This is a genomic window from Parabacteroides sp. FAFU027 (assembly GCF_022808675.1).
Classification (GTDB): Bacteria; Bacteroidota; Bacteroidia; order Bacteroidales; family UBA7332; genus CAXXIC01.
This window is the reverse complement of the sequence record NZ_JAKZKV010000007.1, coordinates 222,383-247,349: the sequence shown is the minus strand read 5'-3', so window position 1 is coordinate 247,349 and position 24,967 is coordinate 222,383. Positions and strand designations below refer to the sequence as shown.

The window sequence follows — 24,967 nt, the reverse complement described above, 5'->3', positions numbered from 1 at the left end:
TTAATTTCCAGATAGTAATTGTAAAGAACTACAAAATATAACCCCATGAGATTAAATAAGTTTTCGTTGCTGGTATTCGTCTTTTTGCTGTCAGTTGGCAATTCACTTTACGCTGAAGTAGTATTGCCGAAAGTTATCGGACACAATATGGTATTGCAACGCCGCAAGACTGTCTCCATCTGGGGAACGGCGGCCAAAGGCGAGAAGGTAACTGTAACCTTTGCCGGTCAGCAAAAACAGGCTGTCGCTAATGATTCAGGAAAATGGGAAGTGAAGCTGAAACCGATGGAGGCTTCAGTGGAACCCCGCGAAATGGTTATTCAGGGGAAAAACAGCATTAAGCTGGAGAATATTCTGGTGGGAGAGGTGTGGCTTTGCTCCGGGCAGTCGAACATGGAGTATGCGATGCGCAAAAACAGTAAGTTTTTCGATAAGGTAAAAGGCAGTCATCCTGTCGAAGACGACCTGGAAACAGCCAAAAACAGCAACATCCGTATTTTTATCTCCAAGCGTAAATTTATGTCGCCCGACCCGGAGCACAAAGGGTGGGAACTGGCAACGGGTGCACCGCTACGAGACTTCTCGGCTGCCGGATATTATTTCGCAAAAGAACTTTACCAAAAACTGAATATTCCCATCGGGATGATAGAAGCTGCGGTGCCGGGCAGTCGCATTGAACCCTGGATACAGACTGAAAAGCTGGCTGTTTCTCCAAAGGTGAAAGACGGTAAAATCATGGATCAGCTATCTGCCGGAAAGGGAGAGGATGGGAAATTTTATGATACGATGGTGGAGCCGTTGATTCCTTTTACCCTGAAGGGTTTCCTTTGGTATCAGGGCGAATCGGGCTGTTTCCTGAACGAAGATATTCGCTATGCCTATAAATTTAAGACGTTGATTGAAAGCTGGCGTCACGACTGGCGTGATGCGAAACTGCCATTCTACTTTGTACAGATTGCTCCGTTCCAATACTCTGTGGATAATGAAGGCCGCGGACGTACCGTGGAGTCATTGCCTAAATTCTGGGAAGCTCAGGCGCTGGCATTACGTTTGCCAAATACCGGCATGGCGGTAATCACCGATTTGGTGGACAGTATTGTGGATTTGCACCCGCCTTATAAATGGGAAGTCGGTCGGAGACTGAGTTTGTTGGCTCTTAATCAGACGTACGGATTTCAGAATATAGAATCATCCGGCCCGATGTACAAAAGCATGAAAGTGATAGGGAATAAGATTGAAATCACCTTTACCCACGAGGGAGGAGGATTGGCGAGCCGTGACGGGAAGCCTCTTTCCTACTTTACAATCGCAGGTGTGGAAGGTAAATTTATCCCGGCTCAGGCAGTGATTGAAGGCGATAAGGTAGTGGTTTCGGCTGAAGGTGTGAAACATCCTTACTATGTGCGCTTTGCCTGGCACGAAGCAGCGCAGTCCAACTTTATCAATAAAGAAGGGCTTCCTGCCGTTCCTTTCCGGAGCGATAATCCCTGGTTGAAATTGTTTTGATAAAAAGATAGGTATGTTTTTTTGAGTTGGCCCGTTTCTGCTGTAAAAAGTGGAAACGGGTTTTTATTTTTTCAACTTACAACTTCTCATATAGTGGTTGTTTGAATATTGTCTGTGCAAGCATGTATAGCCAGAGTTCATGCTTGCACACTGACTACTCCTGTAAGAACAGTGAGTGTTACAGCATGAGCACTCACTGTTCTTGCTGTAATACCCACTATTTCCCCTTACACCAGCTTATCCTTGATCTTATCTTCGAATGCCGAAAGAGCTGCTTTTGCTCCTTCGCCCATCGCGATGACGATTTGCTTATAGGGGACCACCGATACATCTCCCGCAGCATAAATACCGGGAATGGTAGTGCGGCAATGTGCATCTATCGCAATTTCTCCCGCACGATTCACCTCTACCCAATGGCTGAACAGGTCGCTGTTGGCTTTTAGTCCGATCTGGACAAATACGCCGTCCAGCTCCAGCTTCTGAACAGTTTCGGTTGATCGGTTTTTGTAATGAATGGCTGTGACTTTGTTGCCGTTGCCTTCGATGCCTTGCGTTTGCACGCCGGTATGCACGGAAATGTTGGGAATCGTGGCGATTTTGTCCTGAAGGATTTGGTCACCTTTCAGTTCGTCGAGGTATTCAAGCACTGTCACCTCCGACGCAATGGCCGACAGATCGATGGCTGCTTCCAGACCGGAGTTTCCACCGCCTACCACCGCCACTTTTTTTCCTTTATAAAAGGGGCCGTCGCAGTGTGCACAGAAGGCTACGCCCGATCCGATATACTGGCTTTCACCCTCCACGTTCAGTCGTCTCCAGCTTGCCCCGGTGGCGATAATCAATGCCGGAGCGGAGAGGATTTCCCCGAGAGAAGTAGTCAGTTGCTTTTGTCCCTCCACGAGATTGACCTCTTTGATTTTCCTGTTATCGAGAATGTCAATCGGATAATCGTTGAGGTGCAGTTTCATGTTAGCAACCAATTGGCTACCGGTCGTTTGCGGTACGGAAATCAGGTTTTCGATACCTACGGTTTCCGCTACCTGACCGCCCACTTTCTCTGCCACGATGGCGACCTTCAAGCCCTTGCGTGCCGAATAAATGGCCGCCGAAACACCCGCCGGACCCCCGCCTGCTACCAGTACATCATACTGTCTTACTTGCGAGGACGAGGCATCATACTGTGTGCCGAACTTCTCCTCCAGCTTACCCAATAATTCACCCAAAGTGGAACGGCCCACATGGAGCAACTCCCCGTTTGCATAGACCGAAGGCACCGCCTGGATGTTCAGCTTCTCCACCTCTTCCTGATTAATCGAGCCGTCGATGATCTCGTGACGGATACTCGGATTGAGGATCGAGAGCACATTCAGCGCCTGCACCACATCGGGGCAATTGGTGCAGGTAAGGGAGATATAACTCTTCAGGTGAATGCCTGCGGGCAAAGCTTTGATGCGTGCGGCCAGCTGTTCATCGGGCAGGTTTTTGCCAATGCCCTCCATATTCAACACAGCGAGTAGCAGGGAGGTGAATTCATGTCCGTTGGGTACGGCTCGAAAGAGAAAGGAGGAGGGCGTTCCCTCTTTTTCGATGTTGAGGCTCAGTCCGTCACCTTCCGTTATTTTCACTTCCGTTTGCTCCGAACATGCGGCCACTTCTTTCATCAGGCTAACCATCTCTTCCAATTCAGAATGGGTAGATCCGGTGGTGATGTGAAAGGTGTATTGCGATTTCAACCCCGCGAATAGCCCTTTGATCTGTTCTTGTAATGCCTGGTCTAACATAACTTCCGGTTTATAAAAAGGGAGATACCGTGAAGCATCTCCCTGCAATTTACACTGTTACTAATTAAAGCTTACCGACAAGGTCGATGCTTGGTTTCAAGGTCTTGTCGCCCTGGTGCCACTTAGCGGGGCAAACTTCATCTTTGTGATCAGCCACAAACTGAAGAGCTTGCAGACGGCGCAACAGTTCGTCGGCATTACGGCCGATATTTCCGGCAACTACTTCATAAGCGACAATTTCACCGTAAGGGTTTACGATAAATGTTCCGCGCTCTGACAGGCCTACCGATTCGATCATTACGTCAAATCCTCGTGCCAATACACCGGTAGGGTCAGCCAGCATCGGGTATTTGATTTTCTGGATGGTTGCCGAAGCGTCATACCAAGCTTTGTGTACGAAGTGAGTATCGCAAGATACGGAGTAAATTTCAGCTCCGGCAGCTTTAAACTCGCTGTATTTGTTTGCCAGGTCTTCCAACTCGGTTGGACATACGAAAGTAAAGTCGGCAGGGTAGAAGAAGAACACGGACCATTTGCCCAATACATCTTCTTTGCTTACTTCCTTGAATCCGTTATTTACGAATGCCTGAACTTTGAAATCTACGATTTGTTTTCCAATCTGTGACATAATCTTCTGTATTTTAAGTTGAATAATAATTTGATTCGATACGTTTCCGTTGTTTGATAATGCAAAGTTAAAGCAGGAAAAGTGATAAGTCAAACAGATAACATCTATGAGGATATAGGTAAAATCTATACGGGTATGTTTGCTTTTGTCGGCTGATTTTCTTATTCAGGTTACTTTGATCATGGAAAATGGAGGAAAGTCTGGTCGATATTATTTACTTTTACAGAAAGAACAGCATAATATAGATGAAAGTTATTTTCAATCCCTCATTCCCTCACCCCCTCAATTCCTATAAAAATATGACTCTCCAACAACTCGAATACATTACCGCCCTCGACAAGACGCGCCATTTCGTGCGGGCAGCGGAACTGTGCGGTGTGACGCAACCCACTCTCAGCTCGATGATTCAAAAGCTCGAAGACGAACTGGGTTGCCGGATCTTCGACCGTTCGGTGCATCCCATTGAGCCCACTGTGGCGGGAAAGTTGATTCTCCAACATGCGCAGGTGATTCTGTTTCATGTGAAGCAGTTGAATGAAAACGTATTGGCACAGAAAGGGGAATTATCGGGCTCACTTTCGCTGGCGATTATCCCGACTGTTGTGCCTTACCTGTTGCCGAAGTTTATCTCCCACTTCCGTAAGGATTATCCGGATGTCTCACTAAAAGTATCGGAGATGCAGACCGAAACCATCATCCGCAAACTTCAATCGGCGGAGATTGACATGGCGATACTGGCCACCCCGCTCGAAAATCCTAAAATCTTGGAAGTACCGCTTTATTACGAACGGTTTATCGCCTATATTTCTCCGAATGAATCGATCTATGAAAAGAAAGAACTGTGTCCTCACGAGCTACCGCTGGAGCATCTCTGGATACTGGAAGAGGGACACTGCCTGCGCAACCAGGTGCTGAACTTTTGCGAAAGCAAAACCTTCACCTCCGCTGTTGAGGCCGGCAGCATAGATACGTTGGTGAAAATTGTGGATGAAAATAATGGATACACGGTCATTCCGGAGCTGCATATCGAGCTGCTGAGCGAAGAGCAAAAGCAAAACCTTCGGGAAATTGTACGTCCCGAGGCGACCCGGGAGATTTCATTGGTCATCCGACATGACTATGTGCGCGAGGGATTGATGAATGCTGTAGCCAGATGTGTCAAGGAAATTATTCCCACTCACATGCTGGATACACGATTGAAGAAATTTGCAATAAAACTGTAACCCCACAACTGCAGCGGCTCAAAGCCGCTTGCCGGATATAAAGAAATTATAGACTATGGAACTCAAACAATTTACCAAAGAAGAACTCGCCCGTTATAATGGGCAAAACGGAGCACCTTGTTACATTGCTTTTGAAGGAAAAGTGTACGATGTGTCGGATAGTACGATGTGGGAAGATGGAAACCACCAGGGCGTGCATGATGCCGGAATGGACCTGACCAGCGATATGGATGATGCACCGCACAGTGCGAAGGTGTTGTATGCTTTTCCAATTGTAGGGGAATTGGTCGACTAATTGCTACAAAACATTGCGTTCCATTGTTTTATAAGGAGAGGTTGATAAAACACAAAGCAATGGAAGCGAAGTCCGGTTTGCCGGGATTGTTTATCGGGACATCCGGCTGGAGTTATAAGCATTGGCAGGGAGTCTTCTATCCTGAAGGAGTGACGCAGGATAGATACCTGGAGCATTACCTGACACAGTTTGACTGTGTGGAGTTGAATGCCAGTTTCTACCATTTGCCTTTGAAAACAACGGTTGCCGGTTGGATAAGAAGAACTCCGGCAAACTTCCGATTCTGCACCAAACTGAGCCGTTATATTACCCATCAGAAATACCTCGTGGAGGTGGAAGAGGCGCTGAAGAATTACTTCACGCTCTTTGGCCGGATGAAGTTGCGGTTAGGGCCTGTATTGGTACAACTACCTCCGGGATTGGCTTACGATGAAGAACTGTTTTCCCGTTTCGTAGAAATGCTCAGGTCTTATCCACAATTCCGATTTGCAGTAGAGGTTCGGCATTCTTCCTGGCTCAGGGATGAATTTTTCCAAATCCTGAGAAAAGAAGGCATTGCTTTTGTGATTGCCGATTCAGGTGGACAGTTTCCTTTTGCAGAGACCGTTACATCTGATTTTGTTTATCTGCGGTTTCATGGTCGCGAATTGTTGTACGCTTCCAATTACAGCGAGGAGGAACTGAATCAATATGCTGATAAAATTGTGAGTTGGCTGAAAGAAGGAAAAGAGGTCTGGGCGTTTTTCAATAATGATTACGCCGGTTTTGCACCTTTCAACGCGATGCAATTGAGAGAAATGGTCTGTGCTAAAGTATGAATCATGGATTTAATTCCTATCAGAGTCGAAAGTTACGCCGGGTATAAGGCAGATGAATCTCCCCGCTTTTTTTACTGGGATAATATCCGCTTTGAAATTAAAGAAATTGCAGATCGGTGGTATCAGGGATATATTGATTCGGAAGAGTTGGCTGCGAACTATTTCAAAGTCATCACAACCGATGATAAGTTTTATTTACTTAAGCATGAGCTGGAAGCGGACCAATGGTATCTCCTTATTAAAGGTGAGATGATGAATGTATTGCCATGAAGTGCTAAATCGACCCTACTGTTCGGATAAATGGCATGGAGGCACGCAGAAATGCTCCGTCGGCACGTAGAAATGCGAGGGAGTCATGCAGAAATGCATCTGCGGCATGCAGAAATGCGTGGGAGTCACCCGGAAATGCGATAGCGGCAGACAGAAATGCGTCAGCGGCACGCAGAAATGCGAGGGAGGCAGGCAGAAATGCATCAGCGGCACGCAGAAATGCGAGGGAGGCAGACTCTCTCGCATTTTTTACTGCCTCCCCGAAGGTTTCGCATCATCTGAGTTTATTTTGAAGACTCATCCAGCTTCCGCCATTATAGACTTCCCGATATCCGCGGGATTTAAGTAAGCTTTTAGCCGAAGCGCTGCGCATACCCGATGCGCAACAGGTGATGATGGGTTTGTTTTTATCTTTTAGTTTACCGAGATTGGCGCTCAGAGCATCGACGGAAATATTGATTGAACCTTTGATGTGACCGCCTGCGTATTCGCCTTTGGTGCGTACGTCGAGGACGATGGCGCCTTGTTTGACCAGTTCGGCATAATCTACTTTCGGACCGAAACCCAGCAATTGTTTGATTGTATTCAGCATATTGTATTGGAATAAATTTAGGTTTGATATTAGGTAAATCGTTGGGGTTGATTATCTCCGCATCATCATCTGCATGATACCTCCGCCATTTTTTACTTTGGTAAATCCCATTTGCATCAGCGCTTGCATGGCGTAAGAGGAACGGGCACCTGATGCACAGTAAAGGGTGATGTCACGCGATTTGCTTCCCAATTCATTTACTCGTCTGGGTAGTTCGTCCAGTGGAATATTTACCGCTCCCGGATAAGCTCCTCCGGCAAACTCTTGCGGAGAACGTACATCTACGATTAGCGGTGTATTTACCGGAGCTGCTTTTTGCTGGCTCTGATTTCTTTTGGCCATCATCGCTGCGATACCACCACCATTCTTTACGTTGGTATAACCGATTTGCAGCAAAATATTCTGAGCGTATGATGAACGTGCGCCGGAAGCACAATAGAGCGTAATATCACGGTCGGCGCGGTTGCCTAATTCCTGATAGCGGCTGGGCAGTTCATCCAACGGAATGTTGATGGCTCCGGGATAAGCTCCGGTCCGGAACTCTTCGACAGTACGTACGTCCACGATGATTGGGGAATTATCGTTTGCGGATTGAGTCGTTGCTTCTGCCTTTTGCTCACTGGCTTCGGCTTCGATAGATTTGGTGACAATTGGTAATAATTCGATATTGATGTTTTTGAATCCGATAGCACGGGCATGACGTTGCAATGAGGTATGTCCACCGGAGATGTTTGTTACCTCCTTAATACCAGTACCGACGATGGTGCGTAATGCCTGGTGTCCTTTTTTGCCGCTTTCATCGTACACAATCACCGGATGACCGACAGGGATAGCCCCGATTTGCTGTGATAACATTTCCAGCGGAATATGAATCGCGCCTTTGATATGGCTTTTCTCAAAAGCGAAAATATCGCGCACATCCACGTAAACCGGATTTATTCCTTCTAGAAATGCGTCCAGTTCCGCTACCGTGACGGATGGACTGTAACCGGATTGGCGGTTTTCAGCCGCGTATGCCGCCATATTCATCGCATCGTTGGCTGTTCCGATGGGAGGAGAGTAGGCGAAGTCCACATCGGCGATGTCCTGAATGGTCAGTTTGGCTGCCGCTGCAGTGGCAATCACATCCAGGCGTTTATCTGCCCCTTTGTAGCCAGCGGTTTGTCCGCCGAGGATTATCCCGGTCTCTTTATCGTAAACCACCATCACAGTCACGATCTCTGCACCCGGATAGTATGAGGTGTGATGTTCTTTGTGAACCACAACGGCTTCAGCGTGGATGCCGACTGCTTTGGCTTGTTTCAGGGAAAGACCGGTGGTTCCGGCCACCGCTTCGAATACCCGAACGATCGAAGTGCCCAATGCGCCTTTGTAGCTGTGATTTCCACCCAGGGCATTCTCGGCAGCGATACGTCCCTGACGGTTAGCCGGACCTGCCAATGGGATGCGGACTTTTTTACTGTTTACGCGGTGTTCGATTTCCACCATATCACCGGCAGCGAAGATGTCCGGATCATTGGTTTGCAATTTATCATTGACCAACAGACCACCTGCTTCACCGATTTCCAGTCCGGCCTCTTGGGCTAATTGCAGGGTCGGGCGAACGCCGATAGAGAGCAATACAATGTCGGCATCCAATGATTTGCCGTTGCTTAGTTTTACGCTTTTGGGCAATATTTCGGTAACACCTGTATTGGTATGAATGCCGACACCGTAGGATAACATTTCATTTTCGATAAATCCTGCAGTTTCTGCTTCCATGATCGCCATCACGTGCGGCATCATTTCCACTACATGCACATTCAGTCCGCGTTTTACCAAAGCTTCCACCATTTCCAGACCGATAAATCCACCGCCTACTACGACTGCATTTTTCGGATGGGTTTCATCGATATGGCGGGCGATTTTGTCCATATCCTCGAGTGTCCACAAAGAGAAGACGTGCTCGTGATTTGCTCCGGGAAGATCCGGATGGATAGGGCGACCTCCTTGTGCCAGTATCAGTTTGGTGTAGGCAAATTCCTTTTGCTCTCCGTTACGGGTATCCACTGCTTTCACCACATGAGCAACACGGTCGATAGCCGAAACCATCGTGTGGGTGTGGACATGTACCCCGTACTGGTCGTTAAAGCTTTCCGGGCTTTGCAGGATTAGCTTGGAACGGCTTTTGATGTCGCCACTGATATAATAGGGCAGTCCGCAGTTTGCGAAAGAGATATCCGGTCCGGCTTCCAGTAAGGTGATTTCTGCATCCGGTGACAGACGACGGACTTTGGCTGCCGCGGTTGCTCCTGCGGCTACTCCGCCTACGATTACGATCTTTTCCATATGATTGATTTTTTATTTGTTTCAATTTGATAATGCAAAGTTACTTTGAAGGCAAATTCAGACGAAGAAATTTGCCATCTGCCTAAACAACCTTTCGATTGATTTAGCTCAGGTTTTTTCTTGATTTAAACTAACTTTGCGAATAAACAGTCATTCGATATGCAACAAATCACCGAAACCGACCAGAATTTTATTTGCGATATACAGGCGCCCTGCTTTCAGATGCTCACCGAAGAAGAGGTGATGCTGGTGCGTTCCAGCCGCACGCAACTCCTTTTCCGCAAAGGAGATACGCTGACAAAGCAAGGAGCGTTTGCCTCTTACGTTTTATTTATTATCAAAGGAATTGCCCGCCAGTATCTGGAAGGGGAGGGAAATAAGAGTTACAACCTGCGGATTATACGCCCCGGTGAGTTTGTGGGGCTTTCGTCGGCTTTTTCATCACCTACTTATAACTATTCATCGTTGGCATTGACGGATTGTCAGGCATTTCTGGTGGAGAAAAGTGCCATCGAAAAGGTGGCGAAGCAAAATGGTGCATTTAGTTTTAGCATCATCAAGCGCTATTGCGAGCAAAATAATAATGTTTTCGAATCCCTCAGTTCCGTATTATACAAGCAGATGAATGGCCGACTGGCCGACGTGCTGCTTTACCTGGAAAGCATCAAGGCGGAGTACCCTGAAATCTTTCAACTCCTTTCCCGCAAAGAGATTGCAGACTTTGCCGGCATCTCCACCGAAAGTGCGGTGAAGCTACTCAAGACACTCGAAAAGGAAAATATTATTGGCCTGAAAGAAAAGGACATCATCATCAATCAGCCGGAGAAGCTGGAGATGATTAGTCGAAACGGATGAGTCTGTTTTATTTGACGTAACCTAGAGACCGGTTGGCGGAACCTCGAGGACAGTTAGCGAAACCTAGAGAATGATCTTTGAAAGCACGAGGACGGCTTCCGAAAGCTCATTTCGTTTGCTTACAATATTTCTTTACCGCTTCTATCGCCTCTATATACCTCATGTTTGCTGCCTCCCTGAAGTCAAGACAAGCATTTTCCAATTGTCCCAATGCTAATTTTACTAACCCTCTGCGGTAATAGGCCGGAGCGAAACGGGAAAACAGGGTTATTGCCATCGTGAAGTCATCAATTGCTTCCGGGTAGTTTTTCAATTCATGTCTGGCCATTCCCCGGTAAAAATAGCCATTGGGGTCATCCGGTTTTATTATAATTATCTGGGAGAAATCATCTATTGCACCTCTGAAATCATTGATTTTGGCTTTGATTATACCTCTGGCGAGAAACGCCTCCTGGCTCAGGGGATTAATCTCAATCGCCTTTGTAAAATCAGCTAACGCGCCGGAGTCGTCATTCAAAGCCTCCTTTGCAATGCCTCTGTTATAGTAGGCAACGTCATATTCCGGGTCAATCTCTATAGCTTTGGTTAAATTGGAGATGGCGCTTTGGTTATCCTGAAGAAGGGAGTTCACAACACCAATGTTGTAATAGGCCCGGGCATTGCGGGGATTGAGCTCAATCACCTTCGTTAAATCGGATATGGCTCCGGTAGAATCATGTAGATAGCTTCTGGCAATGCCCCTTAGAGAAAGTGCTTCAGCATGTGTCGAGTCAAGGCTGATTGCCCCGGTGCAGGCTATAACGGCCCCGACTGGATCGTCTTTGATTAAAAATATACTCCCGAGGGTAAAGTAGGCTGTCGTATCACCAGGATTAATCTCTAAGGCTTTTTGGTAGTCTGCTATTGCTCCATTGTATTCCTTGATTTTTAATTTACAAAATCCTCTTTGCTTGAAATAAACCGGATTGTTGGGATTTATAAGAATGGCTTGGGTCATATCTGTGATTGCAGGTACGAAATCATTTAGTTTTCCCTCGGCCAATCCTCTATGGCTATAGGCATCGGCGTACTCCGGATTGATTTTTATGGCATTGGTAAAGTAATGAATTGCCTTGAAATATTTCTGGCTTTTCAGACATTCTACTCCTTTGTTGAATTCCTCTTTAGCCGTTTGGTTGTATCCGGTCAGGCAAACAGACAATAAGAATAATATGCAGAAAGCCTTTCTCATCATTTATCGATATCAGAAGTTGGGAACAATCTTAACCCCATTTTTATTCAGTTCAATCTTAATCTCTTCAAACGAGAGCCGGTTAATCGAGCGTACTGCATTTTCAATCAATGTGACGGAAAATCCTTCTTTCAGAGCATCTTTAATAGAATAATAGATACAGAAATCACCTGCAAGTCCGCAGAAATAAAGTTCATCGGCCTTTTTTTCGTGAAGGTAGCCAGCCAGACCGGTCGTTTTTATATGTCCGTTATCGTAGAAGCAACTGTAGCTGTCTATTTCCGGATCCATTCCTTTACGGAAAATAGCCTCAACAGGGCGAATGTCAAGCCGGGGGTGAAAATCAGCACCAATTGTGCCCTGCACGCAATGGTCAGGCCAGAGTGTCTGCTCCATACCATTCAGGATGATTTGGTCAAACGGCTTTTTACCCTGATGATTTGACGCGAAACTCTTATGAATGGCCGGGTGCCAATCCTGAGTGGCGATGACCAGGTCAAATTGATCCAGCAAGCCATTGATCATGTCAATAATCAAATCACCTTCCGGTACGGGCAGTGCACCGCCGGGGATAAAGTCATTTTGAATATCTGTGATGATGAGTGCTTTCATTTCTTCTGATGCATTAAGATTAGCTTGTCCCGTTTCTCCTTCAGTTCCTGACTCAGCCCGATCTTATAGATATGCGGATTTTCAAATCGCTTGTATTCGTCGGGGAGTTTGTTAAAGCGGCTTTGGCAAAATGCAGCAAGATTGTTCAGGTGTTGAGGTTCAGCGATGCGCTTGCCCTCCTTCATAACCGGGAAGAGTAGAGGTTCTTTAGTTGCCTGGCCAATGTGCATCGACATCAATGCTTCGAAGGGATGGCACATGATTTTAATATACTCACTCTTTTCCTCGATGGTGGCAACGACGTCAGCTCCGGCGAAATTGCCGGATTCATCCAGTACTCTGTACACCTGTTTTTTATAAGGAATGGTCACTTTGGTCAGCGACTCGGAAAGTTTCAGTCTGGGCTGTTCATCGTAATAGGCCAGCTTGTAAACCCCATCCAGCGCAGCATCAGGATGACCGATCACCAGCTTGGTCCCCACTCCGAATACGTCGATCGGAGCACCCTGTTCCAGAAGGCTTTTAATCACATGCTCATCCAGCACATCGGAAACAACGATTTTGACGTAGTGCAGGCCGGCATCATCCAGCATCTTGCGGGTTTGTTTGGCAAGATATGCCAGGTCGCCGCTATCCAGCCGGATACCTTTCAGCCGGTGTCCCGATTTTTCCATTTCTTTGCCCACTATAATCGCGTTGGGCACGCCACTCTCTAAGGTATTGTAGGTATCGACGAGCATTACACTGTTTTCGGGAAATGTTTGGGCAAAATCACGGAATGCGCTTATCTCTTCGTCATAACTTTCCACGAATGAGTGGGCCATGGTACCGGAGATGGGAACGTCAAAATCCCGTCCCGCCAGCACATTGCTGGTTCCGTTGAATCCACCCACAATGGCAGCTCTGGCGGCATAATACCCTCCCGGTCCGTGTGCGCGGCGCAGTCCGAAATCAATCAGAACGCGGTTGCCTGCCACGGATCTCATCCGTCGTGCCTTGGTGGCAATAAGGGTCTGGAAGTTCAGAATATTCAGCAGCAGGGTTTCAACAATCTGCGCTTCAATAATATTGGCTTCGATGCTCAGTATAGGTCTTACCGGGAAGATCAGATCCCCCTCTAAGCTGCTAAACACATTTCCCCTGAAACGAAACTGATCCAGATAGTGAAGAAAACCGGAATCAAATCCCTGCGCTTTCAGGTACTCCAGATCATACCGGTCGAATTGCAGATTTTCCAACGCCTCCAGGAGTGATTCCAGTCCTGCAAAGACAGCATATCCCCCGTTGAATGGCAGCTTACGAAAGAAATAATCGAAAACAGCCCGGTGGTCTTTACATCTTCCCTGCATGAAATAGGCTTGTGCCATGGTCAGTTGGTAGAGGTCGGTATATGTGCCGGTGAAATGGAGAAATTCACGGTTTTCAGAAGAGGTTGACATCGTTTTTGGGGTTTAGGTTGGTTGCGTAAACGGTTGTTTGAGGGCCGTATGATTCTGATAAATAGTTTTTTCTTACGGGAGTGTCCGGAAGAGTTGGGTAGATATCTTTCTGTATTAAAACATATAGGTAAAGTGGAAAGTTTTGGCCGGGGAATTACAAATCATCTCCGGATAATACAGATTTTAAGCAATTTGTCATTTTAAAAACTCTTTAGCCGACCTTAATCCCACTTCGAATTTATTACTTTTGCAGGTAAATAATCCTTTGCGATGCAAATGGCCGGATGTGTCTTTGCTCTATTTTGTAAAAATGGAATACCCTTCTACGATATTAGAAAATGCCGTCAATGAATTTGCCAAACTACCCGGTGTAGGAAAGAAGACAGCCCTGAGGCTGGTGCTTTACCTGCTTCGCCAAAAGCCGGAAGTGCCGGTGGGTATTGGGTCTGCTTTGATTGATCTTCAAAACATCAATTACTGCAAAGTTTGCCACAATATTTCCGATACGGATGTCTGCGCCCTGTGTGCTGACCCACGCCGCGATGCCTCTACCGTATGTGTCGTGGAGAATATCCGGGAACTGATGGCGGTGGAGAATACCATGCAGTACCGGGGTGTTTATCACGTGCTGGGCGGCATTATATCTCCGATGGAGGGTGTCGGTCCTGCCGATTTACAAATAGAGAGCTTGGTGGAACGTGTGTCAAAAGGGGATGTGAAGGAAATAATCCTTGCCCTCAGTACAACAATGGAAGGGGACACTACCAACTTCTATATTTTCAGAAAACTGGCCGGCATTGATGTGAAAATCACTGTGCTGGCCCGAGGCGTGGCTATCGGCGACGAACTGGAGTATGCCGATGAAGTGACGCTGGGACGTTCTATTATCAACCGAACCTTATTTAACGAAGCATTCAAAATATGATTATAGCTGTAGATTTCGATGGTACAATCGTCGAGCACGAATATCCTCGCATTGGGGCGCCGATTCCCTTTGCGACCGATACTTTGCTGCAATTGCAGCGCGATGGGCATCAACTCATCCTTTGGACTGTACGTGAAGGAGAATTGCTACAGGAAGCGGTGGATTACTGCCGGGGATTTGGTGTTGATTTTTACGCCATTAATCAATCTTTTCCGGGAGAAAGACCGGAGGAAAAGCCTTCCCGCAAACTGACAGCCGATCTTTTTATCGATGATCGTAATCTCGGAGGATTACCCGATTGGGGGCAGATATATCACATGATTAAGCACGACCGGATGTTTGAACCATTCGACTCATCGGTCATGTTGATGAGCCGAAATAATAACCGCAGTAAAAATATTTTCCTGATTATCGGTGAGGCCATTGATCGCATTAAAAATGGCGAAGCCGCCCGATAAAACCCAATTAGCATGAAGTTATCCATTGTCATTGTCAACTATAATGTCCGCCTGCTGCTGGAGCAGTGCCTGCTTTCGGTGCGTAAAGCCACGGAAGGTATTGAGGTGGAGGTCTTTGTAGTGGACAATGTCTCTACCGACGGTTCGCTGGAGTATCTGATTCCGCTTTTTCCCGAAGTCCGTTTTATTGCAAATACTGAAAATGTCGGATTTTCCCGGGCCAATAATCAGGCAATCCGGCAGGCAAAAGGAGAATATGTGCTGTTGCTCAATCCCGATACGGTAGTGGGGGAGGAGTCGCTGGCGAATGCTCTTCATTTTATGGATGAGCATCCCGATGCAGGAGCTGTCGGGGTCAAGATGATTGACGGCAACGGGCGTTTCCTTCCCGAGTCGAAACGCAGCCTGCCCACGCCCTGGAATTCATTCAGCAAAATGTTTGGACTGGCTTCCATTTTCCCAAAATCATCTCTTTTTGGGAAATACCGGCTGCTCTATCTGGATAAAAACGAAGTCCACCGGGTGGAGGTGCTTTGCGGCGCTTTCATGATGATGCGTGCTGAGGCATTAGCCAAAAGTGGATTGCTGGATGAGACCTTTTTCATGTATGGTGAAGATATCGACCTTTCATATCGCATTCTGCAGGCGGGTTATCACATCTATTATTTGCCCGAAACCATTATTCATTATAAAGGGGAAAGCACGAAGAAGGACAGCCTCCGCTATGTGAAGATCTTTTACGGGGCAATGGTCATCTTTTTCAGGAAGCATTATCCCAACTATAGCGCACTGTTTGCGGTCTTCATCAAAATGGCGATTGGGCTTCATGCCTCGCTTTTTGTCCTCAAATTTCCTTTGTTGAAATTGAAAAAAGGTCAGCGCAAAGATTCATCAATGCAGCTCCCCCGTTCCGGAGAGAGCTTTGCAGAGATGATTGCCCGGATAGAACAATCCGCTTGATTGAAGGACAAGTCCTCTTGCTTGCGGAACATTTCCGCAGGAATATCCGAATTCCACCCCGAAGGGACAAACACAAAATCCAGACTGCCCAAAAGCTGTTTGAGCGAGTAGACCATTCCCTAAAGGACAGATATCGTAGGACTTTGTATAGTCGTCCGAGCGAGTTCTTTTGGGCTATGTTTTTGCTTACTTTTTGCGCCAAAAAGTAAGGCCAGCGGCAGGCGATCGGGGGAAATATTCAGAATTCTCGAAACTGATATTTTTCATGATCAGGTTAATTTGTAAAATGGTCAATGACTAAATTGTAAATCCAGAAAGATGTTAGCAACACTCTTCTCCAACGACGCATTTGCCGTCATACACAATAAAAACTTCCGTTATTTTCTCGGCTACCGTTTCTTTATGACCATGGCCACGCTGATGCAGTCGGTCATTGTTGGCTGGCACATCTACTTCCTGACGCACAACGTCCTCTGGCTCGGCTTTATCGGGCTGGTGGAAGTCATTCCGCAGATTAGCATTTCGCTTTTTGCCGGTCACTACATCGACCTGTGGGACCGCAAAAAGATTATCCGCAATACCACTTTTCTGCTGTTGCTTGGGGCGTTGATTTTGTCTCTCTACAGCATTGAGAGCTTCCATGCCTATGACCGGTTGGGCATTTGGCCCATTTTCGTAACCATATTTCTTACTGGTCTTTCGCGCGGTATTCTGATGCCCGCCCATACTGCGTTGCTGGGAAATTTGGTGGATAAGTCGCTCTATGCCAATGCGGCTACCTGGAGTAGTGCCAACTGGCAGGTGGGAGCCGTAATGGGACCGGCAATTGGTGGTTTGATTTATGGCTTTGTCGGGATACAGGCGGCCTATATTTCCGTTTTTGTCATCTACTTTATCTCGCTTTTGATGATTTCCAACATTCAGGCGCCAAAACTGGTCGTTGAGGTAAAATCAGGCGGGGAAAATATTTTCGATCGCATACGTGAAGGGGTAAACTTTGTGATGAAAAGCCCGGAATTGGTGGGCGCTTTCTCGCTCGATATGTTTGCCGTACTGTTTGGTGGAGCGGTCGCGATGTTGCCTGTGTTTGCCTCGGAAGTGTTACGTGTTGGGCCGCAGGGACTGGGCTTTTTGCGCTCCTGTCCGGCAATCGGCGCCATCGTGATGTCGTTTTATCTGATGTTTAATCCGCCGATGAAACATAGCGGCCGATTGTTGCTCGGAGCCGTACTGGGCTTTGGTTTGTGCATGATTGGATTTGCCCTGTCGAAAGATTTCTGGTTATCCTCCTTGTTGCTAATCTTCAGTGGCGTATTTGATAATGTCAGTGTGGTTATCCGAGGAACCATTACCCAACTCTATACCCCCGATCACATGCGCGGGAGGGTAGCTTCGGTCAATAGTATCTTCATCGGTTCGTCCAATGAACTGGGTTCCTTTGAATCAGGCGTTGCTGCCAAGCTGATGGGCTTGATTCCGTCCGTTGTGTTTGGTGGTGCAATGACGTTGCTGGTCGTTGGTGTAACCGCTAAAGTCAATCCTCCGTTAAGACGGTTATGGCTGAAGCATAAAGAATAAGATGTCACAAAGGACAATAGAGATTATGCACAGAGAGCCACAGAGTTTTTACTTCTCTGTGGCTCTCTGTTTGTTTTCAAAAGTCCTCTGTGATATAAAAATTACAAGGTATCGTTCAGTAGATTCAGTTTTGCAGATATCTTTTCAAACTCCGACGTTTGCAGGAATTCTTCCATTGCTTTGATATGCCGCATGTGATGCACATCAGTTGCGAGGAAGTTAATGTAGCCTTTGTTGAGCAAATGCAGGGCGGTTTTCTTCACCTCTTTACCATATACTCCCGCCAGCGAAAGGATATTCACTTGGAATTTGCAATTCAAAGCGTGCAATTTATCAAAGACGGCAAAGTCGTTGTGGTAATAGGTATAGCGTTCCGGATGGGCCAGTATCGGCTTATATCCGGCCAGATGCAGCTCAAATATTGTCTCTTCCAATCTCCAGTAGGGTTGCAGATAGGAGTTTTCAATCAACAGAAAATTTTTGGGAAATGGAATCAGGTCGTTTCTTTCCCAATGTGACAGAAAATTGCCGTCCAAACGGTATTCAGCTGAATACTTTACGTCAAACTGAATTCCCTCGGCATCAAGAGCCGTACGCAATTGCTGGTAGGCTTCGCCAATCGTCTTCTTCTCGTTGGGAAAAACCTCCTCTGTGATATGCGGAGTGGCAATGACGCGTTCTATGCCCAGCGTCTTCAGGCTGCGGATGAGCTCCAGAGATTCTTCCAGGTTATCGGCTCCATCGTCAATGCCGGGCAGGATATGAGCATGCACATCGGTTTTGAATCCGATAGGTTGTAATGCGGTTTGCTTTTTACTTTTGAAAATTCCAAACATAATCAGTGACAATAGATTTGAGTGCAGTGAGAGGTTATTCAACCGGACTCACCTGATGGTTCTTCAATAAATATTTTTCCTGCGTTTCCGGGCAAAAGGCAATTCCTTTCGCGTCAAATTCAAGTTTGTGTCCGTTTTTGCTTACCCAGCCGCATTGTCGGGCCGGATTACCAGTCCAGAGTGAGTATGGCGGAATATCTTTCGTGACCACACTTCCAGCCCCGATTAACGCATAGGCTCCGATGCGGTTACCGCAAACGATTGTTGCATTGGCACCGATGGTAGCTCCTTTTTCAATGTACGTGGTGCGAAATTCTTCTTTCCGGTTGATGAAACTCCTCGGATTCGTTACGTTGGTAAAGACGCACGAAGGTCCCAGAAACACATCATCTTCGCAAATCACTCCGGAATAGAGTGACACGTTATTCTGGATCTTCACGCCATTCCCGATTTTCACCCCGGACGCGATAAAGACATTTTGGCCGATGTTGCATCTTTTTCCGATGATAGCATCACTCATGATATGGGAAAAATGCCAGATACGGCTCTCGGGGCCGATTTGACAACCGGCATCAATGATTGCAGTTTCATGAACAAAGTAATTCGCCATTGTTTTAATGATATAGGTTGAATAAGACGATTTCGTCTTAAACTGGTTTATTGAGAAAGCAAATGTACGAAAATGTTTTCGGAAAGCTTTTTAAAGCCACCTCTGCAATTTTGTCAGAAAATAGCTAGTAAGTACATTTTGTCAGAAATGAGTTCTATAGCATGTCATTTTTACTCAATAGGGAGTCAAAAACAGCCTTTTATCTGTTAAATCCATTTGCAGAATAAATCGTACCGGTTAAATGTGCTTAAAATGAGTCGAAAACGCAATTTTCAGAATGGTGTTTGCAACAAAACTAACAGTTGAACCGTTAAATTAACGTTTAGGATTAACAATTAAATGACTTAGAAAATGAGACAGAATGCAAAACACTGGTTGGGCATAGTTTCAGTGGCCCTCCTCAGTTCGGGAGTAACATTGGGTGCATACTCTTACATGATGAAAAAGGAACGAGCTTTCAACAGCGAAGGGTACTCCTTGCCGGTAAGCTTAGCTTCCATGAATGCCGCTCCGGCTGTACCTACCGATTTTACGGTAGCAGCCGAAAATTCCGTACATGCCGTTGTTCACATCAAGGCAACAGCGATGAAGAAGGGATATACGATGCCTTCAGATCCTTTCTTTGATTTCTTTTTTGGCGAAAGAGGACAGCAGCAGGTGCAACCACAACCACAGGTCGGATTTGGCTCCGGCGTGATTATTTCATCTGATGGTTATATTGTGACCAACAATCACGTGGTAGAGGGTTCCGATGAACTTGATGTCACGTTGAACAACAACCGTTCGTATAAAGCGAAGCTGATCGGAACTGATCCGGCTACAGATATTGCCCTGATAAAGATTGATGAAAAAGATTTGCCAACGATTCCGTTTGGCGATTCAGAGAATCTGAAAGTCGGAGAATGGGTGCTTGCTGTAGGTAATCCCTTTAATCTGACTTCCACGGTGACGGCAGGTATTGTCAGCGCAAAAGCCAGACAAGGAATCATGCCTTCCAATGGTAGTATGAAGATTGAATCCTTTATCCAGACCGATGCTGCGGTAAATCCTGGAAACAGTGGTGGCGCTCTTGTAAATACGAAGGGTGAGCTAGTGGGTATCAACACTGCAATTGCGTCACAAACCGGTAATTATGCTGGCTACTCTTTTGCTGTCCCTGTGACTATTGTAAGTAAGGTCGTTGCTGATATTAAACAGTATGGAACCGTACAGCGTGCTTTACTGGGTGTGGAAATGGGAACCGTAACCGATGAAGTCGTAAAAAAATACGACCTGCATGTCAACGAAGGAGCTTTTGTTTCTAAAGTTACAGAACGAAGCGCAGCTATGGAGGCCGGAATCAAAGAGAAAGACGTAATTGTTGCGGTAAATAACACTAAGATTAAGAGCGGTTCTGAACTGCAGGAACAAATCAGCCGTTATCGTCCGGGTGATAAAGTGAAGATTACCGTAATGCGGGGTAAGGACGAAAAAGATTTCTCCGTGACACTACGTAATAAACAGGGAAATACGGCTGTTGTAAAAGAAGCCGGAACAGAAGTCCTGGGTGCTGCATTTAAACCGCTTTCTGCTGAATTGAAAAAGCAACTGGGCATAAATTCCGGAGTTCAGGTATCTGATTTGTCGAAAGGTAAATTTCAGGAGGCTGGAATCAGAAGAGGATTCGTGATTCTCAAAATTAATGATACCAAAATTGAAAGTAAGGAAGATGTGGATAAAGTTGCTTCGCGTGTAATGAGCGGAAACAGCGGTGAACAGGCGCTTTTCATCGTCGGTGTTTATCCGAATGGAAAAACTACCTATTATGCCATTGATTTGTCCGAATAAACCGTTTGAGCCATGCAGTGAAAACAATTAATCGTCGTCTGATTTATAGCAGTTTGTAATTTCAGACAGACAGGTATTAAATTTAGTTTTAAAGGTAAACAAAAGGTTGTTTATACTGTTTAGTAGTAAGGTTATTGATTGAAAGGAAGCTAACGGAAACGTGATGCTTCCTTTTTTAAAACTTATATGCGCGTAATTAGTCGAAAATGACTATCTTTGCACGCTAAAAATTTTTAGGATAATGAGACAGCTTAAGATCACAAAGTCAATTACGAACAGGGAAAGTGCCTCTTTGGATAAATATCTCCAGGAGATTGGACGCGAAGACCTGATTACTGTAGAAGAAGAGGTAGAACTTGCTCAACGCATCAAAAAAGGCGACCGCGTCGCTTTGGAAAAGTTGACACGGGCAAACCTTCGCTTTGTAGTATCTGTAGCAAAACAGTATCAAAATCAGGGGTTAAGTTTGCCAGACTTGATTAATGAAGGTAACTTAGGCTTGATTAAAGCTGCTGAAAAATTTGATGAAACCAGAGGTTTTAAATTTATCTCATATGCTGTATGGTGGATTCGTCAGTCTATCCTTCAGGCATTGGCTGAGCAGTCACGTATTGTTCGTCTGCCATTGAATCAGGTCGGTTCTTTGAATAAAATCAGCAAGGCATTTTCTAAATTCGAGCAGGAAAACGAGCGTAAACCATCACCGGAAGAGCTTGCTGATGAATTGGATATCCCTGTGGATAAAATTTCGGATACCATGAAGGTTTCCGGTCGTCATATTTCGGTAGATGCTCCTTTCGTTGAAGGTGAAGATAACAGTCTGCTTGATGTATTGGTAAATGATGATTCTCCTATCGCTGACCGTTCTCTGATTAACGAATCGTTAGCAAAAGAGATTGACCGTGCCCTTTCTACTCTGACCGAACGTGAAAGTGATATAATCAAGATGTTCTTCGGTATCGGTATGCAGGAGATGACATTGGAAGAGATTGGTGATAAATTTGGTTTGACCCGTGAGCGTGTGCGTCAGATTAAAGAAAAAGCGATTCGTCGTTTGCGCCAAAGCTCACGCAGTAAATTGCTGAAAGGCTATTTAGGATAAAAAATTATTTGGTGTAATATTTATAGGAGCCGCTTTCGAATTCTTTTCGGAGGCGGTTTTCTTATAATCTGATTTTACCTAAAATTCCTGTATGCTTTTTTGATTATGATTTTAGGAACTAAGCAAATATGTTTGAAAAAGGAGCGGCTGATTGTGAGAGTTAATCGGTTACATTTCAGTATCTTTGCAAGAGATATTAAAAATAGAATTGATGAAGTTTAATACACGTATCCGTTACGGTATCCGGACAATGTTGGAGATATCGATGGGTGATTCTGGGCAAGGAGTATTACAAAAGGATATTGCCAGAAACCAGCTTATTTCTGTGAAATATCTGGATGCTATTATCCATGCTTTGAAAAAAGCTAACCTGATTTGCAATGTTAAAGGAAAGAAGAGTGGGTATATCCTGACCCGGCCTCCGCAGGAAATTACGATGATGGATGTCTATCAAGCTTTTGATGATGAAATTTGCGTTGTAGATTGTTGTGCAAAGGATTTCGACTGCAAGAATGACGCGATCTGTGATGTGAAGCTCTTCTGGGGAAATCTGAATGATATGATTGCCGATTATTTTCACTCATTTACTCTTCAGGATTTTCTTGATAAGAGAGAGGCAAGGGCTTCAATCATTGATGAGCCGGCAGATTAATCTGAGCCATCACGATTCGGTCTTTCCCGAAGATATCTTTGATGACTTCTGCATTTGAATAACTCAGTTCCGCTAACATATTGGCCGTCATTGATCCGAAACGCTCATTTATTTCAAAGTATATTTTTCCTCTCGGATTCAACAGGGAAAGACCTGACTCTGCAATTTTCCTGTAAAATAAAAGCGGATTTTTATCGGGTACAAAAAGCGCTATGTGGGGTTCAAACTCCATCACATTGACGTGCATGGCTTCAGCTTCTTCTTCGCAAACATAAGGAGGATTACTGACAATGATGTCGAATTTTGCAGACATCTGCTCAACGGTCAGATTGAGTACATCTACCTGGCGGAATGTAACGTTGGTTCTGCTTAATTGGTTATTCCCTGATGCAATGGCTAAAGCATCTTCGGAAATATCCCAGGCTTCTACACTTGCCTGGTTCATATTCTTTGCCAGGGAAATCGCAATGCAGCCGCTACCGGTGCCAATATCCAGAACAGCAAGCCCTGCGGCCTTATTTTCCCGGATAATAAGCTCGACAAGTTCTTCTGTTTCAGGACGAGGAATCAATACTCCGGGGGCTACTTTAAACATAGAACCATAAAACTCCGTTTCTCCCAGAATGTATTGGATGGGTTCTCCGGTTTTGAGGCGGCTTAGCATTTGCATTACATCCTCTCTATTTTCCAACAATAAATCCCTATTTTTGTATATCAGAATATTGGTGCGGCTTTGGTTGCATACCTTCTGCAGAAGTTGTTTGACCAATGCTTCAATCTCTTTTTCAGGATAAATATCGTGTAGTAAAATGCGGGCTTGTTCGAAAATCTGTTTCATCGAAATAATTGTTGTAAGCTTGGCAAAGATACAAAATAAAGCGCGTGAATATTTTTGATAACGGAAAAGACTAAACAGGAAACGAAATGCAAATCGAAGAAAAATATATGAAACGTTGCCTTCAACTGGCTGCAAATGCCGTGGCAACGGCCGCACCAAACCCTATGGTGGGAGCAGTTATTGTTCATAATGGAAAAGTCATCGGTGAAGGTTATCATACTCTTTGTGGTTGTGCCCATGCCGAAGTGGAAGCTGTTCGTAGTGTGAAAAATGAAGAGTTGCTGAAAGAATCGACCATGTATGTAAGTCTGGAGCCCTGCTCACATTTTGGGAAAACTCCACCTTGTGCTAAGTTGATTATTGAGAAAAAAATTCCACGGGTTATTATTGGTACTTATGATCCGTTTCCGGCAGTTTCAGGACGGGGTGTAAAGATGCTTCAGGATGCAGGCGTCGTAGTGCATGTCGGTGTGTTAGAAGACGAATGCCGAGAATTGAATAAAGCTTTCTTCTGCTTTCTTGAGAAAAAACGCCCTTACATTGTTTTGAAATGGGCGCAAACCCGCGATGCTTTTATTGATAAAAAAAGATGCGAGCAGGATGCCGTATGTCCGACTCCGATATCGAACGAGTTGACGCGAATGCACGTACATAAATTACGTTCTGAGGTGCAGTCGATCCTTGTCGGAACCAATACGGCGATTAATGATAATCCATCGCTTACGGTTCGTTTCTGGACCGGAAACCATCCTGTGAGACTGGTCCTTGATCGTCAACTCCGGATTCCATCCGATTATCATTTATTTGATGGTAAGATTTTGACCGTTGTATTTACAGAAAAAGAGCATCCATCGAAGTCCGGTTGTGAATATGTAAGGATAGACTTTGAAAAAGAGATGTTACAGCAGATTATTCAGTCGCTTTATGACCGCAAGATACAATCGGTGTTGGTGGAAGGCGGCCGGCAATTGCTACAGGCATTTATCAATGCCAATCTGTGGGATGAGGCTCAGGTGGAGGTGGCGGATATTCGCTTTGGAGAAGGGGTTTATGCGCCCTCAATCTGTGGGGCAGCCGATTATACAGAGAAAGTCCTGACTTCGGAAATGATGTATTTCAGAAATAAATGGTAATGAAAAGAAAAGTGCCAATGTCGTTTGAACCGATCATTGGCACTTTTTTTATTTTTCACCGACCTGAACGGTACGGCTTCCGTTTTCATTGACCTTTATAGTCACCGGAACACAATCTCCGGGTAATAATTCTTCCACCTTTTCGGGCCATTCGATAAAACAGAGGGCTCCGCTATAGAAATAATCATCGTAACCCAAATCGTATGCTTCCTCAATCTTGTTTATGCGGTAGAAATCGAAATGGTAAATCAGTTCTCCTGTTCCCGAGCGGTATTCGTTGATAATCGCAAAAGTAGGGGAGTTGATTACATCATCCACATTCAGCTCTTCGCAGATGGCTTTGATGAAGGTTGTTTTTCCTGCCCCCATATCGCCATAAAAGGCAAAGACAGTATCATCGCCCATATTTTCGATGAAGGTGCGCGCCGCTTCGTGTATCTGGCCGAGGTCTGAAATTTTAATTTGCATCG

At 45.5% G+C, this 24,967-nt stretch carries 24 protein-coding genes and 1 pseudogene; 14 read left to right on the top strand and 11 right to left on the bottom strand.

Annotated elements, in window-relative coordinates:
* Positions 1-45 precede the first annotated feature (45 nt).
* Positions 46-1,506 carry a sialate O-acetylesterase gene (locus tag MLE17_RS12640; protein WP_243349070.1) on the top strand — a complete coding sequence of 487 codons (1,461 nt, stop codon included), beginning with the start codon at positions 46-48 and terminating at the stop codon, positions 1,504-1,506.
* 227 nt (positions 1,507-1,733) lie between these two features.
* Here MLE17_RS12640 and ahpF read toward each other — a convergent pair whose 3' ends face one another.
* Together ahpF and ahpC are read right to left on the bottom strand one after the other, a co-directional pair.
* Entirely contained in the window at positions 1,734-3,287 is a 1,554-nt protein-coding gene (gene ahpF, locus MLE17_RS12635) for an alkyl hydroperoxide reductase subunit F (RefSeq protein ID WP_243349069.1), read from the bottom strand.
* 64 nt (positions 3,288-3,351) lie between these two features.
* A complete protein-coding gene (ahpC, locus tag MLE17_RS12630; RefSeq protein ID WP_243349068.1) occupies positions 3,352-3,915 on the bottom strand; it encodes an alkyl hydroperoxide reductase subunit C in 564 nt (187 codons plus the stop codon).
* Between the two features lie 299 nt (positions 3,916-4,214).
* On the opposite strand from ahpC, the gene MLE17_RS12625 reads away from it, so the two are divergent.
* From MLE17_RS12625 to MLE17_RS12610, 4 genes are read left to right on the top strand one after another with little or no spacing between them, the layout of a single operon-like run.
* Positions 4,215-5,138, top strand: a complete 924-nt coding sequence (locus tag MLE17_RS12625; protein ID WP_243349067.1) for a hydrogen peroxide-inducible genes activator — start codon at positions 4,215-4,217, stop codon at positions 5,136-5,138.
* 55 nt (positions 5,139-5,193) lie between these two features.
* Positions 5,194-5,433, top strand: a complete 240-nt coding sequence (locus MLE17_RS12620; protein WP_243349066.1) for a cytochrome b5 domain-containing protein — start codon at positions 5,194-5,196, stop codon at positions 5,431-5,433.
* Between the two features lie 59 nt (positions 5,434-5,492).
* On the top strand, positions 5,493-6,251 hold the full coding sequence (locus MLE17_RS12615) for a DUF72 domain-containing protein (protein ID WP_243349065.1): 759 nt from the start codon (positions 5,493-5,495) through the stop codon (positions 6,249-6,251).
* A gap of 3 nt (positions 6,252-6,254) precedes the next feature.
* Positions 6,255-6,521: a hypothetical protein gene (locus tag MLE17_RS12610; protein ID WP_243349064.1), complete on the top strand. Its 267-nt coding sequence runs from the start codon at positions 6,255-6,257 to the stop codon at positions 6,519-6,521.
* Between the two features lie 274 nt (positions 6,522-6,795).
* Here the strand turns inward: MLE17_RS12610 and MLE17_RS12605 are convergent, their stop codons facing one another.
* Together MLE17_RS12605 and MLE17_RS12600 are read right to left on the bottom strand one after the other, a co-directional pair.
* On the bottom strand, positions 6,796-7,113 hold the full coding sequence (locus MLE17_RS12605) for a rhodanese-like domain-containing protein (protein WP_243349063.1): 318 nt from the start codon (positions 7,111-7,113) through the stop codon (positions 6,796-6,798).
* Between the two features lie 51 nt (positions 7,114-7,164).
* Positions 7,165-9,441: an FAD-dependent oxidoreductase gene (locus tag MLE17_RS12600; protein WP_243349062.1), complete on the bottom strand. Its 2,277-nt coding sequence runs from the start codon at positions 9,439-9,441 to the stop codon at positions 7,165-7,167.
* Positions 9,442-9,600: 159 nt separating this feature from the next.
* Between MLE17_RS12600 and MLE17_RS12595 the strand changes: the two genes are divergently transcribed.
* A complete protein-coding gene (locus tag MLE17_RS12595) occupies positions 9,601-10,296 on the top strand; it encodes a Crp/Fnr family transcriptional regulator (protein ID WP_243349061.1) in 696 nt (231 codons plus the stop codon).
* Positions 10,297-10,402: 106 nt separating this feature from the next.
* Here the strand turns inward: MLE17_RS12595 and MLE17_RS12590 are convergent, their stop codons facing one another.
* The 3 genes from MLE17_RS12590 to MLE17_RS12580 are packed head-to-tail and all read right to left on the bottom strand — an operon-like array spanning position 10,403 to position 13,578.
* Positions 10,403-11,530 carry a tetratricopeptide repeat protein gene (locus tag MLE17_RS12590; RefSeq protein ID WP_243349060.1) on the bottom strand — a complete coding sequence of 376 codons (1,128 nt, stop codon included), beginning with the start codon at positions 11,528-11,530 and terminating at the stop codon, positions 10,403-10,405.
* Positions 11,531-11,539: 9 nt separating this feature from the next.
* Positions 11,540-12,139 carry a bifunctional nicotinamidase/pyrazinamidase gene (gene pncA, locus MLE17_RS12585; protein WP_243349059.1) on the bottom strand — a complete coding sequence of 200 codons (600 nt, stop codon included), beginning with the start codon at positions 12,137-12,139 and terminating at the stop codon, positions 11,540-11,542.
* Entirely contained in the window at positions 12,136-13,578 is a 1,443-nt protein-coding gene (locus tag MLE17_RS12580; protein WP_243349058.1) for a nicotinate phosphoribosyltransferase, read from the bottom strand. Before MLE17_RS12580 ends, pncA begins: the two co-directional genes overlap by 4 nt.
* A gap of 310 nt (positions 13,579-13,888) precedes the next feature.
* Between MLE17_RS12580 and recR the strand changes: the two genes are divergently transcribed.
* The 4 genes and pseudogenes from recR to MLE17_RS12560 all read left to right on the top strand — a co-directional run bounded on the left by recR (position 13,889) and on the right by MLE17_RS12560 (position 17,499).
* Entirely contained in the window at positions 13,889-14,503 is a 615-nt protein-coding gene (gene recR / locus MLE17_RS12575; protein WP_243349057.1) for a recombination mediator RecR, read from the top strand.
* A complete protein-coding gene (locus MLE17_RS12570) occupies positions 14,500-14,961 on the top strand; it encodes a BT0820 family HAD-type phosphatase (RefSeq protein ID WP_243349056.1) in 462 nt (153 codons plus the stop codon). Before recR ends, MLE17_RS12570 begins: the two co-directional genes overlap by 4 nt.
* Before the next feature lie 12 nt (positions 14,962-14,973).
* Positions 14,974-15,834: pseudogene (locus MLE17_RS12565) on the top strand (glycosyltransferase family 2 protein); the annotation flags it as partial.
* Positions 15,835-16,239: 405 nt separating this feature from the next.
* Positions 16,240-17,499: an MFS transporter gene (locus tag MLE17_RS12560; RefSeq protein WP_243349054.1), complete on the top strand. Its 1,260-nt coding sequence runs from the start codon at positions 16,240-16,242 to the stop codon at positions 17,497-17,499.
* A gap of 101 nt (positions 17,500-17,600) precedes the next feature.
* On the opposite strand, the gene MLE17_RS12555 is transcribed toward MLE17_RS12560, so the two are convergent.
* Positions 17,601-18,335, bottom strand: a complete 735-nt coding sequence (locus MLE17_RS12555; protein ID WP_243349053.1) for a tyrosine-protein phosphatase — start codon at positions 18,333-18,335, stop codon at positions 17,601-17,603.
* Positions 18,336-18,369: 34 nt separating this feature from the next.
* Positions 18,370-18,945 (bottom strand): acyltransferase, encoded by a 576-nt coding sequence (locus MLE17_RS12550; RefSeq protein WP_243349052.1) that lies wholly within the window; start codon positions 18,943-18,945, stop codon positions 18,370-18,372.
* A 351-nt stretch (positions 18,946-19,296) separates the two neighbouring features.
* Here MLE17_RS12550 and MLE17_RS12545 point away from each other — a divergent pair, with 351 nt between their 5' ends.
* The 3 genes from MLE17_RS12545 to MLE17_RS12535 all read left to right on the top strand — a co-directional run bounded on the left by MLE17_RS12545 (position 19,297) and on the right by MLE17_RS12535 (position 22,526).
* A complete protein-coding gene (locus MLE17_RS12545; RefSeq protein ID WP_243349051.1) occupies positions 19,297-20,772 on the top strand; it encodes a Do family serine endopeptidase in 1,476 nt (491 codons plus the stop codon).
* A 241-nt stretch (positions 20,773-21,013) separates the two neighbouring features.
* Positions 21,014-21,874, top strand: coding sequence for an RNA polymerase sigma factor RpoD/SigA (locus tag MLE17_RS12540; RefSeq protein WP_243349050.1), 861 nt, complete (start codon positions 21,014-21,016; stop codon positions 21,872-21,874).
* Positions 21,875-22,085: 211 nt separating this feature from the next.
* Positions 22,086-22,526 carry an RrF2 family transcriptional regulator gene (locus MLE17_RS12535; RefSeq protein ID WP_243349049.1) on the top strand — a complete coding sequence of 147 codons (441 nt, stop codon included), beginning with the start codon at positions 22,086-22,088 and terminating at the stop codon, positions 22,524-22,526.
* Here the strand turns inward: MLE17_RS12535 and prmC are convergent.
* Positions 22,504-23,364: a peptide chain release factor N(5)-glutamine methyltransferase gene (prmC, locus tag MLE17_RS12530; RefSeq protein WP_243349048.1), complete on the bottom strand. Its 861-nt coding sequence runs from the start codon at positions 23,362-23,364 to the stop codon at positions 22,504-22,506. The two genes, MLE17_RS12535 and prmC, sit on opposite strands and share 23 nt — an antisense overlap.
* Before the next feature lie 86 nt (positions 23,365-23,450).
* Between prmC and ribD the strand changes: the two genes are divergently transcribed.
* Positions 23,451-24,497 (top strand): bifunctional diaminohydroxyphosphoribosylaminopyrimidine deaminase/5-amino-6-(5-phosphoribosylamino)uracil reductase RibD, encoded by a 1,047-nt coding sequence (gene ribD, locus MLE17_RS12525; RefSeq protein ID WP_243349047.1) that lies wholly within the window; start codon positions 23,451-23,453, stop codon positions 24,495-24,497.
* Positions 24,498-24,545: 48 nt separating this feature from the next.
* Here ribD and tsaE read toward each other — a convergent pair whose 3' ends face one another.
* Positions 24,546-24,965, bottom strand: a complete 420-nt coding sequence (gene tsaE, locus MLE17_RS12520; RefSeq protein WP_243349046.1) for a tRNA (adenosine(37)-N6)-threonylcarbamoyltransferase complex ATPase subunit type 1 TsaE — start codon at positions 24,963-24,965, stop codon at positions 24,546-24,548.
* Between the last annotated feature and the right edge of the window lie 2 nt (positions 24,966-24,967).